Genomic DNA, 16,812 nt, shown 5'->3' with positions numbered 1-16,812 from the left:
GGCCAATATGCCACACGGAAAGCGCGCTTTCCAATTCACCTAGATTGCTCCCGGCTCCCAATTCGCCTACATAGCGGCAAACCGAAATTCCCCCGGAGCACCTTTATCCATGGCACGTCAGTTCATCTATCACATGTCGGGGCTGAACAAGTCCTACGGCGCCAAGAAAATCCTCGAAAACGTCAACCTGTCCTTCTACCCGGATGCCAAGATCGGTATCCTCGGCCCGAACGGCGCCGGTAAGTCGACCGTGCTGCGCATCATCGCCGGCCAGGACAAGGAGTTTACCGGCGAAGCCTGGCTCGCCGAAGGCGCCACCGTCGGCTATCTCGAGCAGGAACCGCATCTCGACCCGACGAAGACGGCTTTCGAGAACGTCATGGTCGGCGTTGCCGACAAAACTGCTGTGCTCGAGCGTTACAACGAGCTGATGATGAACTATTCCGACGAGACTGCCGACGAAGGCGCGAAACTCCAGGACATCATCGACAGCCAGAACCTCTGGGACCTGGAACAGCAGGTCGAGATGGCCATGGAGGCGCTGCGCTGCCCGCCGAAGGACAGTGACGTCACCCTGCTCTCGGGTGGTGAGCGTCGCCGTATCGCGCTTTGCCGCCTGCTTCTGTCGAAGCCGGACCTGCTGCTGCTCGACGAACCGACCAACCACCTTGACGCCGAAACCATTGCATGGCTCGAAAAGCACCTGCGCGACTACCCCGGTGCCGTAATGATGATCACCCACGATCGCTACTTCCTCGACAACGTCACCGGCTGGATCCTTGAGCTCGATCGCGGTCGCGGCATTCCCTATGAAGGCAATTACTCGGCCTATCTGCAGGCGAAAGCCAAGCGCATGCAGCAGGAAAACCGTGAAGAAGCCGGCCGCCAGAAAGCGCTTTCGCGCGAGCAGGAATGGATCGCGTCCAGCCCGAAAGCGCGACAGGCCAAGTCCAAGGCGCGTATCAAGGCCTATGAACAGCTGGTGGATGCCGCCGAAGGCATCCGCCCCGGCGATGCGCAGATCATCATTCCGGTTTCCGAACGTCTCGGCAATGTCGTCGTCGAGATGGAAGGCATCACCAAGGGCTTTGAAGGCCGTACCTTGATCAACGAACTGTCGATCAAGCTGCCGCCGGGCGGCATTGTCGGGATCATCGGCCCCAACGGTGCCGGCAAGACGACCCTGTTCAAGATGATCACCGGGCAGGAAACGCCGGATGCGGGCTCGATCCGGATCGGGGAGACCGTTCATCTCGGTTACGTCGACCAGAGCCGCGATGCTTTGGACGGCAACAAGACCGTTTGGGAGGAAATCTCAGGGGGCGCGGAAGTGATCAAGCTCGGCAAGTTCGACATGAATTCCCGCGCTTACTGCGGCGCCTTCAACTTCAAGGGCGGCGATCAGCAGCAGAAGGTCGGCAACCTTTCGGGTGGTCAGCGTAACCGCGTGCATCTGGCGAAGATGCTGAAGGCCGGTGGCAACGTTCTGCTTCTCGACGAACCGACAAACGACCTCGATACGGAAACGCTCGGCGCGCTCGAAACAGCGCTTGAGAACTTCGCCGGCTGCGCCATCATCATCAGCCACGATCGTATGTTCCTCGACCGTTTGGCGACGCATATCCTCGCTTTCGAAGGCGACGGTCATGTGGAATGGTTCGAAGGCAATTTCGAAGATTACGAGCAGGACAAAGTCCGCCGGCTCGGACCGGATGCCCTCAATCCAGGCAGTACCGCCCACAAGCGCCTGACTCGCTAAGCTTAGCGGCAGGACAACAATACGCCCCAGCCGGGGCGTATTGTTGGACGTCTCTTGGCTATTCTACTAACGAGAGCGTAGGGCCCGTCAGTCGGGCGAAAGATGATCCCTGCCGCGGTTCCGTGAGCAGACAGGGCGGCTTTATTGCAGACTATATTGCAATTTACTGAATTTTTAGCTGCCTCACCTATGGTTGTCCGACAGTCATATCCAGGGCGAAGCCATGTTCTCAATACGCAATGTTCTTGTCGGTGCATTTCTCGTGGTAAGTCTGGCGCTTGCCGGGCTGGTGGGACGCTCAACCCTGACAGCGCATTCTCAATACCGGACTTATCAGGAGGTCGCGCAACTTGCAGAGATCGACAAGGCGCTGTTCAACGCGCTCTTGAACTTCCGCAGTGAACGCGGTGACAGCGCGACGGCCCTGACGATGGCGCGTTCCGCTGCTGCCGGCTCGATCGAAAGCGTCAAGGCTTCTCGTGCCAAGGTCGATGCGGCCATGAAGGGCGCCTTGGATGGTGCTGTTGGCCTTCCATCCGAGGCTGTCGGCACAGCCATCTCAGATGCCAAATCCATATACGACAAGGTGCTGGCATTGCGTCAAAGAGTGGATCAGGCTTTTGCCTCGGAGCTGGAAGCTCGCGAGAAGGGTCTGGACAAGGCTGTCTTGGACCTCGGTGCGGAGTTTCTAGCCAAACTGGAAGCCACCTCGGCTGCTGTCGAAGGCGAAATCCGCACGCTTGATCCGACCATGGTCGCGCTTATCCAGATCCGCTCGGCCGCCTGGTCGGCACGCGCCTTGGGTGGTACTGCGACAGTTGCTCTCAATGGCGCTGTTGCTGCAGGTCGCCCGCTCGATGCTGCCGAAAACAATACTGTAGCAAGCGCCGACTCGGGAGCTGCATTCGCCTGGGGCTCGGTAAAAGCACTTGTTAATCATCCGGCTACACCGGCTGACCTGAAGAGCGCTCTGGCCAAAGCTGACCAGAGCTATTTCACCGGCGACTTCGCAACCTGGCGCAAGGATATCGTGACTCGGCTGAAGAGCGGTCAGTCGAGCCCTATCGGCATCGACGAATGGCGCCCCAAGGTGACAGCTGCACTTGGTACCATAGCCGCAGTCGCCTCTACTGCCATGGATCAACTGGCACTGGTTTCTACCGCGTCCGTGGCCTCAGCCTTCAGCGCGCTGATCTTCTACACGGTGATGCTGGTACTGGTCGTAGGTATTGCCATTGTCGGCATGATGATCGTCATCGTCCGGGTCGTGCGGCCGGTATCGCGTCTGACGGAATGCATGCGTGCGCTCGCAGCCGGCGATCTAGACGTCGTCATCGCCGGTTCCAATCGCAGGGACGAGATCGGCGGCATGGCTCAATCCGTCGAAGTGTTTCGGGAAGCCGCGATCCGCAACAAGAAGCTGGAAGAAGAAGCGGAACTGAACCGCCAGGCTGCAGAGCGCGAAAAGGCGGATCTGCAGGCACGTGCAGAGGCGGAAGCCGAAGAGCGGCTCAATCAGGCGACGGGGGAACTTGCCGTCGGTCTCAAGCGGCTGGCGTCTGGTGACATGCTGTGCGAGATCAACCAGCAGTTCGCTCCCCAGTTCGAAGCGCTGCGGCAGGATTTCAACACGTCGGTAGTCCAGCTACGCAATGCCCTGCTCGGCTTCGGGCAGGCGGTTTCGACCGTCGCCGGCGGCTCCAAGGAAATTTCCGATGCATCCGACAATCTGGCCAAGCGCACCGAGCAGCAGGCTGCCTCGCTGGAACAAACGGCCGCTGCTCTGGAAGAGATCACCTCCAATGTGGTGAGCACATCCAAGCGGACCTCCGAAGCGCGCGACGTGGTGCGTGACACAAGCAGCCGAGCGGAACAATCCGGTCAGGTGGTGCGCAACGCCGTTGCCGCAATGGAGCGCATCGAACAATCGTCCAAGCAGATCGGCCAGATCATTGGCGTCATCGACGAGATCGCTTTCCAGACCAATTTGCTGGCCCTCAATGCGGGCGTGGAAGCGGCGCGTGCTGGCGAAGCTGGCAAGGGTTTTGCCGTTGTCGCTCAGGAAGTCCGCGAACTGGCCCAGCGCTCGGCCAATGCCGCCAAGGAGATCAAGGCGTTGATTTCCAACTCAGCCGTGGCGGTCGGAGAGGGCGTCAAGCTCGTCAACGACACGGGCGAGGGGCTGGGGCAGATCGCTCATCTGGTGCTGACGGTCAACAACCACATGGATGCCATTGCCACGGCTGCTCAAGAACAGTCCGTCGGGCTTGCAGAGGTCAATACGGCGGTGAACCACATGGACCAGGCAACCCAGCAGAACGCCGCCATGGTCGAGGAAATGAACGCGGCAGGTGCTGGCCTGGCGCAGGAAAGCGCTAACCTCAATGACCTGCTGGCTCAGTTCCAGCTCGGCGGCGGTTCCGGCCAGCTTCGGCAGGCAGCTGCACGTATGCGCACTGCCGAAGCGACACCCGCACCGGCGCGCCAAGTGTCGGCGGCTCGGCATGAGCATCAGCCGCGCCCAACTGCCCGGCCTCCGGCATCGACAGGCAATGCGGCGCTCGCTCTAAAGGCGGACGAGTGGCAAGAATTCTGAGAAATACCATCGTTAAGGCATGGGCGGCTTCGGCCGCCCTTTTCATTTCCGGCGGGCGCCACTTGCAAGCTCAATACGATTCATATAAAGATATCTTTATATGTTGATCACGCCGGGGCGCGCATGGGACTGCCACTTGATAATCTTGTCGACGTGCTGAAAACCGCGGGGGAACCGACGCGGTTCCGTCTTCTGGCATTGCTGGCTGCAGGGGATCTCACCGTCACTGACCTTACCGAAATTCTCGGCCAGTCCCAGCCTCGTATTTCACGTCATCTGAAGCTCCTTGCAGAAGACGCGCTGATCGAGCGTTACCAGGAAGGCGCCTGGGCTTATTTCAGATTGAAGCAGGATGGCAAGGCGGCGGTGCTGGTGAGAACGCTGCTTTCCGCCGTATCGGAGGAAGATCCTGTTCTGCTGCGAGATGGAGAGCGATTGCGCACGGTCAAGCGCCTTCGCGCTGAGCGAGCCCAGACCTATTTCAGCCACAACGCTTCGCATTGGGATGAACTGCGTCGACTGCATGTAAGCGACAAGGCGGTGGAGGCGGCGCTGCTGCGACTCTTGGGCACGTCCCCGATCGATTCCCTTCTCGACCTCGGCACCGGGACCGGATGGGTTCTGCAACTGCTGTCGCATCTCTACAGGCGTGCGATCGGGATCGATGCAAGCCGCGACATGCTGTCGGTAGCGCGCTCCAATCTCGACAAAGCCGGCATCACCAAGGCCTCGGTGCGGCACGGAGACATCCTGAACCTTCCGGTCGAGGGGCAGGATTTCGACCTGGTGACGGTTCATCAGGTGCTGCATTTTCTCGATCAGCCCGAACTGGCGATCGCCGAAGCTGCACGCATGCTGCGGCCTGGCGGCCGCCTGCTGATCGTCGATTTCGCGCCACATACGCTGGAGCATCTGCGCGAGGAACATGCTCATGTGCGTCTCGGTTTTTCGCACCAGGTAATGACCGAATGGCTGAACAAGATCGGCATGGACGTCGAAGAAGCGATCAACCTGGAGCCGGGGCAGGACGGTGCTCTCACCGTAACAATCTGGCTTGCCCGCGACCGCCGCCTGTTGATCGCTAATCCCGGAACGGCTGAAGCCGTGGCCATAGCTTAGGAGTTCCAAAATGGAAGCGAAGACAGCAGCGCCACAGCCATTCGCTCTTTCGCTGGAGTTTTTCCCGCCCAAATCGGACGAGATGGAAGCCCAGCTTTGGGAGGCGGTCGAGCAGCTTTCCCCATGGCAGCCTGACTTCGTTTCGGTCACCTACGGCGCGGGCGGCTCCACCCAGGAGCCGACACTTGCCGCCGTTCGGCGCATGATCGGCGATGCCCGTCTCGCGACGGCTGCACACCTCACCTGCGTCGACGCTTCCAAGCAGGAGGTGAAGGCGGTGGTGGAAGAGTATCGCGCAGCCGGCGTACGCCGCATCGTCGCCTTGCGAGGCGATCCGACCACAGGCCTCGGCACCGCCTATCTTCCTCATCCTGAGGGTTTTTCAGACACGGCTGATCTGGTGCGGACGCTCGTTGCCTATGGTGATTTCGATGTATCGGTTTCGGCCTATCCGGAAAAGCATCCGGAGAGCCCCGATATCGCGGCAGATATTAATACGCTGAAGCGCAAGGCCGATGCCGGCGCAACCCGGGCGCTGACACAGCTCTTCTTCGACAACGACATTTTCGAACGTTATCTGGAAAAGGTCCGGGCGGCAGGAATTGCCATCCCCATTGTACCGGGCATCATGCCGATCCAGAACTTGACCCAGATGAAGCGCTTCGCGCGCCGCTGCGGCGCCTCCGTACCCGCATTTCTGGATGACCGCTTCGAGGGGCTGGACGACAAGCCGGAGGAGCGCGCCAAAGTGGCGGCCGATGTCGCGGCCGAACAGATCGAGGACCTGATGCGTCGCGGGCTGGACGAGTTTCACATCTATACGATGAACCGCGCGCCGCTCGTATCGGCCGTGCTCGAGCAGCTCGGCCGCTGCCGGAGGCAGGCCGCAAGCGTTGGGGCCGCGGCCTGACAATTGTTGAAAAGCGCATGTTCCACTGGAACATGCGCTTTTGGCAGCGGGCAAAGTGTCAGGCGATCACAGATGTGGATGTGAATGAGGAAAGGCTACAGTCTCAGATGAAAAGCATCGAGACGACGAAAAGAAACGCTGCACCGACTATCAGGACATTAAGAGGATAAATGCGTCCCATGTCTGCCTCCTTGCGTTAACGGCCGGAGTTTATGTCGGTTTCATGTCAAAATGGAAGCGGAATTTGTGCTGCGCTGCCTTATCGCTTCGCTCCAGTTTGTGGGGCCTCGGCCTAAGCGCCTGACAATCTGTGATTTCATGGCAAGTCAGCCAGAGATAAAGGTTGGGAAGCTCCCGAACCGTAGGCAGTCTTCACGCTCCGTGATTTCGGGCTTGGTCAGGTGGAGCGGCCGGCGGGCTGCCTGCGCAGATGAAGTACCCTTCCGTCAAGAAGAAGCAATCCGACGGCGATCACCAGCATGCCGCCCATGTCGGTCCAATCCAGCCGTTCGCCGAGAAAAGTTGCGCCGAGCAGGATCGCGCTTGGCGGAATGAGCAGGGTGACAAGCGAAGCATTGGTCGCCCCTGCCAGGGCGAGGATCCTGAAAAACAGAAGATAGCCGAGTGCCGTGGAAAGCAGCGCCAGCGCCAAGATAGCTGCAATAGCATAGGCGGACGGCATGGGCAGGTGCCAAGGCTGGTCGGCAAGCAGGCATGTCGGAGCCATGATCAGCGTCGAGGCGGTCAACTGGCCCGTGGCTGTGACGGGGGCGGGAATGCTGCGGAAGCGTTTTCCATAGGTGCCGGCAAAGCCGTAGGAAACGGCTGCAATCAGCGGCAGCAACAGAGCCCAGACAGGCGCCGAGGCGGCATTGACTATGCTTGGGCCGATGAGAAGCGCCGTTCCGACAAAACCTGCCAGGCAACCGAGTATTTTTGCAGATGTCAGCTTTTCGTCCGCTGTCCACCTGTTGGCGATCAGCACGGTCCAGATGGGAGTGGTGGCGTTGAGGATGGACGCCAGTCCCGCTCCGATCTGCGTCTGGCCGAAAAAGATCAACGTGTGCGGCAATGCGTTGTTGAGCAGGCCGAGAACCAGGAATGGCCGCCACTGTGCCAGGAGCGTCGCATAAAGGTCGAAGCGGCCAAAAAGATACACATGCAGGGCAAGCGCGGCCAGGCCGAGGCGCAGGAAGACCAGGGTGAATGGCGGCACTTCCAGCACGGCGACCCGGGCAAAGAAGAATGAGCCGCCCCACAGCAGCCCCAGGAGCATCAGCAGGACCCAGGCTAGAGCGCTGGGTTTCGATGTCGCTGCAGTCGTCATCAGCCTGTCCCTTCAATCCGAAGTGGACGGCATAGCGGGCGGCGAGGTGACTCGCCACCCGTTTCTAGCGGGCGCGTGGCTTTGATCGACGAGTGGAAGATCAGAGGGCGCCAAGAAGCGCTTGCGTCGGCCAGCCGTCGGCCGGAAGGCCAAGCCGCTTCTGTTCTTTCTGGACGGCGACGCGCGTACCCGAGCCCAATATGCCGTCAACTTTGCCGATGTCGTGGCCGAGCGCCTGCAGCTTGGTCTGAAGGGCCTTCATGCGTGCATCATCCAGGCCCGGCTCAGGATTACCCTTCTGATAAGGCGGGGCTCCGGAAAGACGGGTGGCGAAATAGGCGGCCGAGGTCGTGTAGATGAAGGACTGGTTCCATTCTAGATAAATCTTGAAGTTCGGATAGGTCAGAAAGGCCGGACCCTTGCGGCCCTGCGGAAGCACGAGAGCAGCCGGCAGGTTGCCGAAGCCCGTATTGCCGTCGCGCGGCGCGACGCCCAGCGCGAACCACTCGCTGGCCGGGATCTCATTGCCGAGACCGCTCTTTTCGAAGGGAAGGCTTTCCGGCAGGCTGACTTCCTGGATCCAAGGCTGACCGGCCGCAAATCCCATACTCTGGATGAACTTTGCAGCCGTCAAGATCGCGTCAGGTGCGCTAGTCTTGACGTTGATATGAGCGTCGCCATCCCCATCCGCACCATGGGCGATAATGTCTTCAGGCAGCATTTGCACCTGCCCGATTTCGCCGGCCCAGGCGCCCGTATTGGTCGCCGGGTCGAGATCGCCATGCTGAACCATTTCGATCAGCGCGATCAGTTGCGGGCGGAAGAGCTCTGGCCGACGGCAGTCATGCGACAAGGTGACGAGCGCGTTGCGGGTGTTGAAATCGCCTTGGACGGCTCCGAAATCGGTTTCCATTGCCCAGAAGGCGGTGATGATGCCGGGTGCCACGCCAAATTCCTTCTGCGCGCGGTCGAAGACGTCTGCATACTGCTTCAGCTTCTGGCGGCCGATATCGAGGCGAGCCTGGCTGACCGTGCGCTGTGAGAACTCAAGAAAGGTTTGCCTGAAGACGCCCTGGGCGCGGTCGCGGGACAGCACTTTTGGATCGATCTGGGCGCCTTCCAGCGCTTGGTCCGCGGCGCTCTGCGGCGCGCCGGCAGCAACGGCTTCCGCTTTTACCCCTTCGAGGAAAGCCGCCAGATCGCCACCGCAGGCCGGTTTCGGCGCGGCAGACTGAGATGGTACGGAAGAAGGGGCTGGTGCGGGAGATTGAGCCAGTGCTGCCGAGGACAGGGCAGTCGCGAAAATGCAGCCATAGGCAAGGCGTTGAAGACGGGTTCGGTACATCGGCGTTCCTAGCATCATTAAGGGCAGCCTGTCTGATGGGCAATGAAAAGACCGAAACACAGGCAGGAGCCAAGCTAGGCAGCTTGTAACGCAAGGTTTTGAACAATGCCAGTCGGCTATTGCGCCATCTCTGCAAGCGGCTGCTCTGCATAAGCGAGCGTCTCCGCCGGGCCGGCCGCGATCGGCTCACTGGCGACCGTGACGGTCGACGGCTTGCTGACGCTTGCCACGTAGCTGTTCCAGTTCTTGGCGGTACCGGCAAAAACGTTAATATCTGTCTCGCCTTTCAGACCGGGCACCACGCCGGTCGCCGTATACTGCCAGAAGGCCCAGCGGCGCCCTTCATAAATCTTGCTCGGATGAGCCGCAACTGACCTGACCCAGAAGGGATAGTCGTTGAAGGCGCCAACCAGATTGTCCTTATGAAAGTCGACGGATGTATAGATGATCGGCCGCTTGCCGTAATAGGCTTCGATGCGGTCCATGAAGCGCTGCATCGAGGCGCGTACAGTCTGCGGGTCGGGCCGCGTCTTGCAGGTCTTTGATGCGTGGTTCCATTCGACGTCGAGGACCGGCGGCAGCTTCATCGACGCTTTCGGGACATTGGCGATGAACCAGTCGGCCTGGTCGTCCGCGGTCGAGCAGAAATAATAGAAATGGTAGGGCGCATAGGGAATGCCAACGGCTGCTGCATCCCTCCAGTTCTTCTCGAATGTCGGGTCGATGCGGTCCTTGCCTTCGGTCGCCTTCAGGAAAACGAATGACACGCCTGATTTCTTCACGGTCGGCCAGTCGATGGCGGTGCCGTTCCATTTCGACAGGTCGATGCCGTGGACGTCGTGGCGGGCGGGGTGGTTCTTGCCGAAGTCCTGCGGGTCATTGTCCTTGAACTTCGGCCGAGCGACCGAAGACGTCTCGATCAGGTCGTAGCTCGTCGAGGTGCAGCCGGTGGCCAGAACCGCAGTCGCAAGAAGAGCCAGAAAGAGCCGACGCATGAAGGACCCGTGAGATGGCGACAAAAGGAGCCTTTTCCCCGCGCCCACAGCGCAAGAGAGGCATGAACCTCTTTTTCACCATAACTGCGTAAAAAAACAGTTAGAGCAAGCTCAAAATAAAAGCCAGCGGGGCTTCAGCCCTGGCTCATCCGCCGGCGTATGACAATGTGCCAGGCATACCCCCCACCAATTTCGTGGAAGATCATGTCTGCGTCCGCCGAACCAAGCCTGCTGTGGAGAGCGTCGTGGAGCTCGGCACGCGGCGTGACGTGGAACCGCGCAAGCCACGCCTTCAGCAGCCTTGCGAACCACCGCGGTAGACCCGCCTGCTGCCCAAAATCAACGATGTGCAAAGAGCCGCCGGGTGAGAGGGAACTGAGTGCGGCATCCAGAGCCTTCTCCCAGTCGGGGATCATCGACAAAGCATAGGAGATCAGGATGCGATCGAAGCCTTGAAGGCCGAAGTCCTGCGGCCTGAAATTCGTCGCATCGGCGACCTGAAAGACGGGTCTGCCCACCGTTCCGCGGAAATTGGCGCGGGCGCTTTCGAGCATCTCGGCGGATATGTCCAATCCGTAGAGCTGCGCCTGCGGAAAGAGCCGGTGGGCCAACAGCATATTTCGGCCTGTACCGCAGCCGATCTCCAGGAGCGATTGCCCGGGCTCCAGAGCCAGCCCCGCAATGGTCGTATCGCGGCCGAACAGATAATATTTGCGCGTGGCGTCGTATATGTGACGCTGGTAGCGATACATCCGATCCATGCTGGCTGCATGACTGGCGGGCTGCGCCGGCGCCACCTTCATGGCCATCACGCGGTCTTCGTGTAAATGTGAAAGCCGCCGTAGATGGCGGAGCGGTCCTGCAGTGTCAAGGCGCGCGACCGCTCCTCCAGATATGTCCACTGGTCAAGGAGCGCAGGGGAAAGTCTTCCCGTAAGCACGCTCTTTTCAGCGGCGGTGCGGAAGATGACCCGGGCGCCGACGGATGCCGTTCTGGTGATCTCGGTCCAAAGGCCATTAAGCTGCTCGTCCGTCATCCAGTCCTGCGCGTCGAGAAGAACGTAGCGGTCGACGGAGGCGGCAGACTTTTGCGCCAGCAGTTCGGTGAAGCTCGCGTGGTGCACGGTGACGCGTTCGGTATTGGCGCGGATGGACTTGTAGTTCTCGGCTCGCAGATAGGTGGGCAGATTCCCCTCCTGCGGGCTGGGATAACGGCGGGCAAAGGCCTGCCAGGCAAAATAATTCTCCCGCAGCGGGAAGTGGCAAGCCAGTTTCTCGAGCCGCTGGCGCAGCACGGGCGCGATCGACCCATCCGCGGCAAGGCTTGCGAGTTCGTCATATTGCTGCGGAGGGATGCCGAGGCCGAAAAGCGAGCTCTTGCGGGCGGTGATCCAGCGGATCAAGGGCTTATCGAACAAAGGTGCGACATGGCTTTCGAAAAACTGGCGTTGTTCGCGAAGCGATTTGGCCTTGGCCATTTCGGTCAGGTCGATGCCATGCAGGCGAGCGATCAGGTGCCCGGCACCGATAAAGCGACCAAGCAGGCCGGTCTTGTAGATGTTGCGATCGAATGCCTCAATCCGCCGACGACCTGACAGCGAGCGCCTTTCCCAATAGCCGCGGGTGCGCTGGTCGAGGTGCGGCGCGATAAACATGTCGAAGCTTTTGCTGTTGGAGCGTGCGTCGGCCGTCCCGAAATGCCGTACCACATCGGCATGGCTCGGCAGATGGCGGAAGGCCGCGAGTTTCAGCCGGTTCAGCGCGACATGATGCGGGTTGAGGTCGACGACGTCTATCTTCTTTGGCGAGCGCGACAGATAAGCCAGCATGTTGCAGCCGCCGGAGGCGATGGTCACGATCGAGTGGCCCTCAGCGAGTTCCATGGCCGACATGTCAACGTCGGGATCTTCCCAAATTTGCGGATAAACGAGGCCGGAGAAAAGCAGGCCGAAAAGCCGTTCTGAGATTCCCTGCCGCGAAAGAGCTTTATGCTGCAGAAGCGCTTGCCTCAGCTTCTGATTTTTTCCGAAACCGGCTTCCTGTGCAATATCGGCCATCGTCGAATCCCGCCTGTTCTTGCGTTTCGCCGCACTTAAACCCGTCATGCAACAGGGAGATGACGAGAGCGGTTGATGCTTTTGTGAAGCTTTGACGTGTCACAAGAAAAGGCTTTCTTGGCGACGACAAACCTGATTGCATGCCGGCCGCTACAGGAGAGGCGGATGGCACGGATCGTGAAAGTTTTAAAGTTCATCGGTGGGGGCTTGCTGATATTGGTCGCGGCTATCGGTATGTGGCTCTGGCTTTATCCACCCGCCCTGTTGCGGATCGGAAGCGGCTATACGGCGAAAATCGTCTGTTCCAACGTCTTTATCGCTAAGCGCGATGCCGAAGAGGTCCTGACGGTCGATGTCCAGGCTCCTGGCAATCCGCTGCTGCGTCTCATGAGCGTTTCTGTCGATTATCAGCAGCACCGCGTTCGGGCGGCATTGCTGGGCATTTTTGCTGGTAATGAGGCAGTCTACCGGAACGGACTTGGATGCACCGTGGCACCTGTCGCGGGGCATTTGGTGCCAGCGGTCCGGGGGGTCGACAGCTTACCTGTTGCGGACGCGTCTCTCTCGTGGCCGCAGGGGCAACAAGTGGAGTCGGATCAAGCCGTTATGGCCATTCTTTCCGACGAGGCTGCAATTGGGCCAGGAATGCGAGCCGTTGTGGTCGTCAAGGCGGGGCGGATCGTCGCCGAAGCCTACGGCCCCGCTTTTTCGAAGGACACGCCGCTGCTTGGATGGTCGATGACGAAGACGGTCAACGCCGCGATCATCGGCACCCTGATACGCAACAACAAGCTGTCGCTCGCGGACAACGATCTGCTGCCGGAATGGCACGGTGACGGTCGCAGGGATATCCGACTGACCGATCTTTTGGCGATGGAGAGCGGCCTTGCCTTCAACGAGAACTATGGCACGGTCGCGGATGTGACCCGCATGCTTTATCTTGAGCCTGACATGGCATATTTCACCGCGGCCAAGAAGGAAGAGGCTGCGCCGGGTTCCCGGTTCAATTATTCCTCGGGAACGCCCATTCTGCTGGCGCGCATCTGGATGGACCGTCTTGGTGACGCGCAGCACGCGCTTGATTACCCGCACAAAGCCCTGTTCATCCCGCTTGGCATGCGAAGCGCGGTGATGGAAGTGGATGCGGCCGGCACTTTTGTTGCCGGTTCCTACATGTACGCAACGGCGCGCGACTGGGCGCGATTTGGGCTTTTGCTTGCCAGGGATGGCATGTGGAACGGTGAGCGCCTTTTGCCGGAAGGTTTTGTTCGCGCTATGCACGAGCCTAATAGCCATTCTGCAGGCCGCTATTCCAGGATGCAGACATGGCTGCCGCAACGAGGAGAGGCGGGCATGCCTGCCGACACCTTCTTCATGCGGGGGCACGACGGCCAGACGATCGCCATCATGCCGTCGCTTGATCTTGTCGTGGTGCGGCTTGGGCTGACGCCCTCCTCAGGCGGCTACAATCCGACGTCGCTGATTGCTGCGGTAGCGAAGGCAACGGATGCGGATAAGTGATTACTTCTCAAGGACGTCGAGCATATCCTTGCGCTTGGCGTCATAGTAATAGCCGCGCGCATAAAGCTTGATCGCGTTGTCGTTCTTGTTGTCGGCAACGAGCCAGGCGCCGCGCAGATATTTGATGGCATATTTCAGGTTTGTTTCCGCGTCGAGCAAGCCTTCCGGCTTTCCCTCATAGCCCATGGATTTCGCGGTGGCATACTTGATTTGCATCAGCCCCCAATAGCCATTCTTGTGATAGGCTTTCGGATCGTATTTGCTTTCCCGGTGGACGACGCGGTGCACGAGGGATTCTGGCACGCCGTAAAGCCCAGCATAGCGCTTGATGAGCTTGCTGAGCTCGGGAGGAGCGGCCGAGGCTGTTGCCGGCACGGGTTCGCCTGGCGCCGGCGGAAAGTCCATCTTCTTGTCGAGGGCCGAGATCGCAGCGACGGCTTTCGGCTGGGCTGCATAGGCCAGCACGCTGGTATCAGGACGCGGGATCGGCACGACGGCCTGCAGAGCCGTCATATCCGGGGTCGGTTGCTTTTCGTCCAGCGCAATGGCCTGCGCAGCGGCCGGCGAAACCTGACCGGCGGCCACAGCGTGCGCGATCGGGGGAGACACGAGCCGGCCGGACTTCTGGGCCGATGCCGGTACGATCCTCGCCGAAACGGCGGGCTGTGCAATGGCAGCCGGCTGAGGCGGCAAAAGCGGTTGAGCATAGGCCTGTACCGGCGCCTGGACGGTTGCGGCAATGATTTGAGGCTTGAAAGGAACGATCTGCGCCATGACGGGTGATGCCATAGCCGCTGTCTGCACTGTTGCGGTTTCCGCCGCCGGCGGCAGGGCCACTGGAAGCCTCACCGTCTTTGTCAGTTCCACCGTCGGCTGTGCGGCTGTTCCAGCGGCTGCAGTGACCGGACCGGCACCTGCAGTCGCGACCGGTGCCGCGGTCTGGTTGGACGCCATCTTGGGATTGCGTTCAACGCTTGAGCATCCAGCGAGGGCCGAAGACATCGCAAATGCCACAACCGCTCTCCGGCCCATGGTTCGCATTACCGCCATTGCGTCGCTTTCATGAAAAATGGTTACCCCAGCCCGCCCAATGTCACCGAAAGTGCATTTTCATTAACGTATAAGGCAGCGTCAGACAAGACGCCATAGTTCATGCCGCAATCCGGCGGTAACCAGCGGTCACTGCGCGGCGCGCGATGTATACGGTTCTAGACTTGCCCGAGGCTGAACCGGCAGCCACGCGGCCGGGTTTGCGGCCACGCATGAAGCGCGGCGACAGGGCGTGAACCGTCCCGCCGATCAGCGCGCAAACGACAAAGATTTCTCCAGCGAGAACGGCCTGCGGCAGCAACGGCGCGGCAGGATCAACGAACTCAATCAACATCACCGCAAGTGCCAGAATGTAGCGCGGCGCGAACATCGTCCTCGTCAGGAGATGATGGAAAATACGCATGCCCTTGCGTTCGGGAAGATTATCATTGTCGGCGATCAGGCCGCCTGCTCGGCGATCCTGTAGCGACCAGATCACATAGATCATCAGATAAGCCATGCCGACCCAGGCCAGTGCGCCGTAGATGCTCGGCAGGTAAACGACGACCAGGGCAACCGGCAGCATGGCGATCAGCAGGCATGTCAGCAGTCCCAGGGCCAGCGCCGGAACGGTTGCCAATGCGGTACGGCGCCCGCGCTGGAGGGAGAATGTGCCGACCTGCTGAGCGGGCGGGTTGGGAAGGAGGACGAAGGCAATCGCGGTCGCGGCAAAAGCGAGCCAAAGGTTCATCGTCATCCATCTTCCTCCCGAACGTATTCACACGCCCGCTCTATGCCGTTCTACGCAGCCTCGAAAGGCTGACCGATGACGTCCATGACCTCACGGAACCATTTTGCCGTCATATCGAAATGTTTTCCACCCTTGATTCGGGGAAATTCGATCGTTCGAAGCTTGCCGTTCTGATCCTCGTCATGGCCGGTGACGCCGGACACTTTGTTGAGGGCGCTTTCCACGGCGAGGTCGACCATGCTTTGGATAAGCCGCAGATCATCGCCGTTGGCGGCTGCGGATCGTGCAAAATAGCCGGACTTCTGAACCATGGAGCGGTCGGCACCCAGGAGAGCTGCAAACTGCTTCTGGAACCAGTTACCGACATTGATGGTGTCGATCTTGACGTGACCGAAAGCGTCGCGCTTGATCGTTTCACCGGCGGCTTCCCGCTCGGCCACGATCGCATCCAGGCAGGCGCCTTCCGAAACAAAAAGCGTCACCGAGCCCCGCTCATTCATCACCTTCTTCAGGCGCGCCGATTCCTTGTCCAGATCGAAGGCCATTTCCGGCAGGTAAAGGCCGTCGATACCCTTGAGAGCGGCGTTCATCATCATGCCCTCGATGTATTCGTGTGCGTTTGCCTTCTGGATGTAAGCCCGGGCCGTGGCGGCGGTCAGCCAGCCGCAATGGCGTCCCATGACCTCATGGACGACAAGCGTGCGCGGTGCAGCAGTCTGTTCATTGGAAACGTTGTCGAAAAATTGGGCACCGACTTCTGCGGCCGTCCAGGCACCGAGCGATTGGCGGATAGGCACCACATCGTTGTCGACGGTCTTGGGCAGGCCGACTACGGTCAGATCATAGCCATTGGCGCCGAGATAAGCGGCCAGATCGGCGGCAGTGGTATTGGTGTCATCACCACCGATCGTATGCAGAATGGTGATTCCGTCGGCGGCAAGGCGTTCAGCCGCAACCCGCAAAGGATTGTCGCCTTCCTTGACCAGGCCACGTTTAACGCAGTCTGCGGCATTGGTGAGCTTTACGCGGCTATTGCCGATCGGCGAGCCACCAAAGCGATGCAGGAGATGGGCCTTTTCGCGCATCTGCGGCGTGATCGTGATTCGATCTTCCAGAAGCACGCCCTGATAGCCGGATCGATAAGCGATGATCTCCGCCTCGGGAGCGATGTCCGTGTAGCGCTCGATCAATCCGCCAACTGCAGACGACAGGCAGGGCGCCAAGCCCCCCGCAGTCAGCATTGCTACTTTCTGTTTTGGCATGGATCCTCCTTGACGCGCATCTTCGCGTGGAACTCAAACTGGGAAATGGATGCGACACCAGGAGCACGCTGTAAAGTGAATTTCTGAAGAAGAATCCGAGTCTTTTGGGCAGCCAGCGGGAATTTGCGGAGAGGCTCGATCT

The 16,812-nt window shown here is 60.0% G+C and carries 12 protein-coding genes and 1 pseudogene; 5 read left to right on the top strand and 8 right to left on the bottom strand.

Annotated features, from left to right (window positions below):
* Positions 1-109 precede the first annotated feature (109 nt).
* From ettA to metF, 4 genes are all read left to right on the top strand, one after another.
* Positions 110-1,759 (top strand): energy-dependent translational throttle protein EttA, encoded by a 1,650-nt coding sequence (gene ettA, locus E2F50_RS01750; protein WP_133314339.1) that lies wholly within the window; start codon positions 110-112, stop codon positions 1,757-1,759.
* 223 nt (positions 1,760-1,982) lie between these two features.
* A complete protein-coding gene (locus tag E2F50_RS01745) occupies positions 1,983-4,355 on the top strand; it encodes a methyl-accepting chemotaxis protein (protein ID WP_133314338.1) in 2,373 nt (790 codons plus the stop codon).
* Between the two features lie 123 nt (positions 4,356-4,478).
* On the top strand, positions 4,479-5,474 hold the full coding sequence (locus tag E2F50_RS01740) for an ArsR/SmtB family transcription factor (RefSeq protein WP_133314337.1): 996 nt from the start codon (positions 4,479-4,481) through the stop codon (positions 5,472-5,474).
* A 10-nt stretch (positions 5,475-5,484) separates the two neighbouring features.
* On the top strand, positions 5,485-6,384 hold the full coding sequence (metF, locus tag E2F50_RS01735) for a methylenetetrahydrofolate reductase [NAD(P)H] (RefSeq protein ID WP_133314336.1): 900 nt from the start codon (positions 5,485-5,487) through the stop codon (positions 6,382-6,384).
* Between the two features lie 397 nt (positions 6,385-6,781).
* On the opposite strand, the gene E2F50_RS01730 is transcribed toward metF, so the two are convergent.
* From E2F50_RS01730 to E2F50_RS01710, 5 genes and pseudogenes are all read right to left on the bottom strand, one after another.
* Positions 6,782-7,711 (bottom strand): DMT family transporter, encoded by a 930-nt coding sequence (locus E2F50_RS01730; protein WP_133314335.1) that lies wholly within the window; start codon positions 7,709-7,711, stop codon positions 6,782-6,784.
* A gap of 100 nt (positions 7,712-7,811) precedes the next feature.
* Positions 7,812-9,056, bottom strand: a complete 1,245-nt coding sequence (locus E2F50_RS01725) for a lytic murein transglycosylase (RefSeq protein WP_133314334.1) — start codon at positions 9,054-9,056, stop codon at positions 7,812-7,814.
* 212 nt (positions 9,057-9,268) lie between these two features.
* Positions 9,269-10,051 (bottom strand): annotated as a pseudogene (locus E2F50_RS01720) (glycoside hydrolase family 25 protein); the annotation flags it as partial.
* Between the two features lie 134 nt (positions 10,052-10,185).
* The gene (locus tag E2F50_RS01715) at positions 10,186-10,860 is read right to left on the bottom strand and encodes a class I SAM-dependent methyltransferase (protein ID WP_133314332.1); all 675 of its coding nucleotides are present in this window, start codon (positions 10,858-10,860) and stop codon (positions 10,186-10,188) included.
* Positions 10,860-12,107 (bottom strand): BtaA family protein, encoded by a 1,248-nt coding sequence (locus E2F50_RS01710; RefSeq protein ID WP_133314331.1) that lies wholly within the window; start codon positions 12,105-12,107, stop codon positions 10,860-10,862. The genes E2F50_RS01715 and E2F50_RS01710 overlap by 1 nt, the downstream gene beginning before the upstream one ends.
* A gap of 165 nt (positions 12,108-12,272) precedes the next feature.
* Here E2F50_RS01710 and E2F50_RS01705 point away from each other — a divergent pair, with 165 nt between their 5' ends.
* On the top strand, positions 12,273-13,628 hold the full coding sequence (locus E2F50_RS01705; protein ID WP_133314330.1) for a serine hydrolase domain-containing protein: 1,356 nt from the start codon (positions 12,273-12,275) through the stop codon (positions 13,626-13,628).
* On the opposite strand, the gene E2F50_RS01700 is transcribed toward E2F50_RS01705, so the two are convergent.
* The 3 genes from E2F50_RS01700 to E2F50_RS01690 all read right to left on the bottom strand — a co-directional run bounded on the left by E2F50_RS01700 (position 13,629) and on the right by E2F50_RS01690 (position 16,670).
* Positions 13,629-14,642: a lytic transglycosylase domain-containing protein gene (locus E2F50_RS01700; protein WP_245515260.1), complete on the bottom strand. Its 1,014-nt coding sequence runs from the start codon at positions 14,640-14,642 to the stop codon at positions 13,629-13,631.
* Between the two features lie 136 nt (positions 14,643-14,778).
* Positions 14,779-15,414: a LysE family translocator gene (locus E2F50_RS01695; RefSeq protein ID WP_133314329.1), complete on the bottom strand. Its 636-nt coding sequence runs from the start codon at positions 15,412-15,414 to the stop codon at positions 14,779-14,781.
* 44 nt (positions 15,415-15,458) lie between these two features.
* The gene (locus E2F50_RS01690; protein WP_133314328.1) at positions 15,459-16,670 is read right to left on the bottom strand and encodes a pyrophosphate--fructose-6-phosphate 1-phosphotransferase; all 1,212 of its coding nucleotides are present in this window, start codon (positions 16,668-16,670) and stop codon (positions 15,459-15,461) included.
* Between the last annotated feature and the right edge of the window lie 142 nt (positions 16,671-16,812).

This window comes from Rhizobium deserti, assembly GCF_004358025.1.
Lineage (GTDB): Bacteria > Pseudomonadota > Alphaproteobacteria > Rhizobiales > Rhizobiaceae > Neorhizobium > Neorhizobium deserti.
Note: the sequence above shows the minus strand (reverse complement) of the source record. Positions and strands in the feature narration are given on the sequence as shown.

Excerpts from the sequence above, each read along its gene's own strand:
- E2F50_RS01725 (WP_133314334.1), bottom strand. The coding sequence starts at position 9,056 with ATGTACCGAACCCGTCTTCAACGCCTTGCCTATGGCTGCATTTTCGCG.
- E2F50_RS01710 (WP_133314331.1), bottom strand. The coding sequence starts at position 12,107 with ATGGCCGATATTGCACAGGAAGCCGGTTTCGGAAAAAATCAGAAGCTG.
- E2F50_RS01715 (WP_133314332.1), bottom strand. The coding sequence starts at position 10,860 with ATGGCCATGAAGGTGGCGCCGGCGCAGCCCGCCAGTCATGCAGCCAGC.
- E2F50_RS01705 (WP_133314330.1), top strand. The coding sequence starts at position 12,273 with ATGGCACGGATCGTGAAAGTTTTAAAGTTCATCGGTGGGGGCTTGCTG.
- metF (WP_133314336.1), top strand. The coding sequence starts at position 5,485 with ATGGAAGCGAAGACAGCAGCGCCACAGCCATTCGCTCTTTCGCTGGAG.
- E2F50_RS01695 (WP_133314329.1), bottom strand. The coding sequence starts at position 15,414 with ATGACGATGAACCTTTGGCTCGCTTTTGCCGCGACCGCGATTGCCTTC.
- E2F50_RS01740 (WP_133314337.1), top strand. The coding sequence starts at position 4,479 with ATGGGACTGCCACTTGATAATCTTGTCGACGTGCTGAAAACCGCGGGG.
- E2F50_RS01745 (WP_133314338.1), top strand. The coding sequence starts at position 1,983 with ATGTTCTCAATACGCAATGTTCTTGTCGGTGCATTTCTCGTGGTAAGT.
- ettA (WP_133314339.1), top strand. The coding sequence starts at position 110 with ATGGCACGTCAGTTCATCTATCACATGTCGGGGCTGAACAAGTCCTAC.
- E2F50_RS01730 (WP_133314335.1), bottom strand. The coding sequence starts at position 7,711 with ATGACGACTGCAGCGACATCGAAACCCAGCGCTCTAGCCTGGGTCCTG.
- E2F50_RS01690 (WP_133314328.1), bottom strand. The coding sequence starts at position 16,670 with ATGCCAAAACAGAAAGTAGCAATGCTGACTGCGGGGGGCTTGGCGCCC.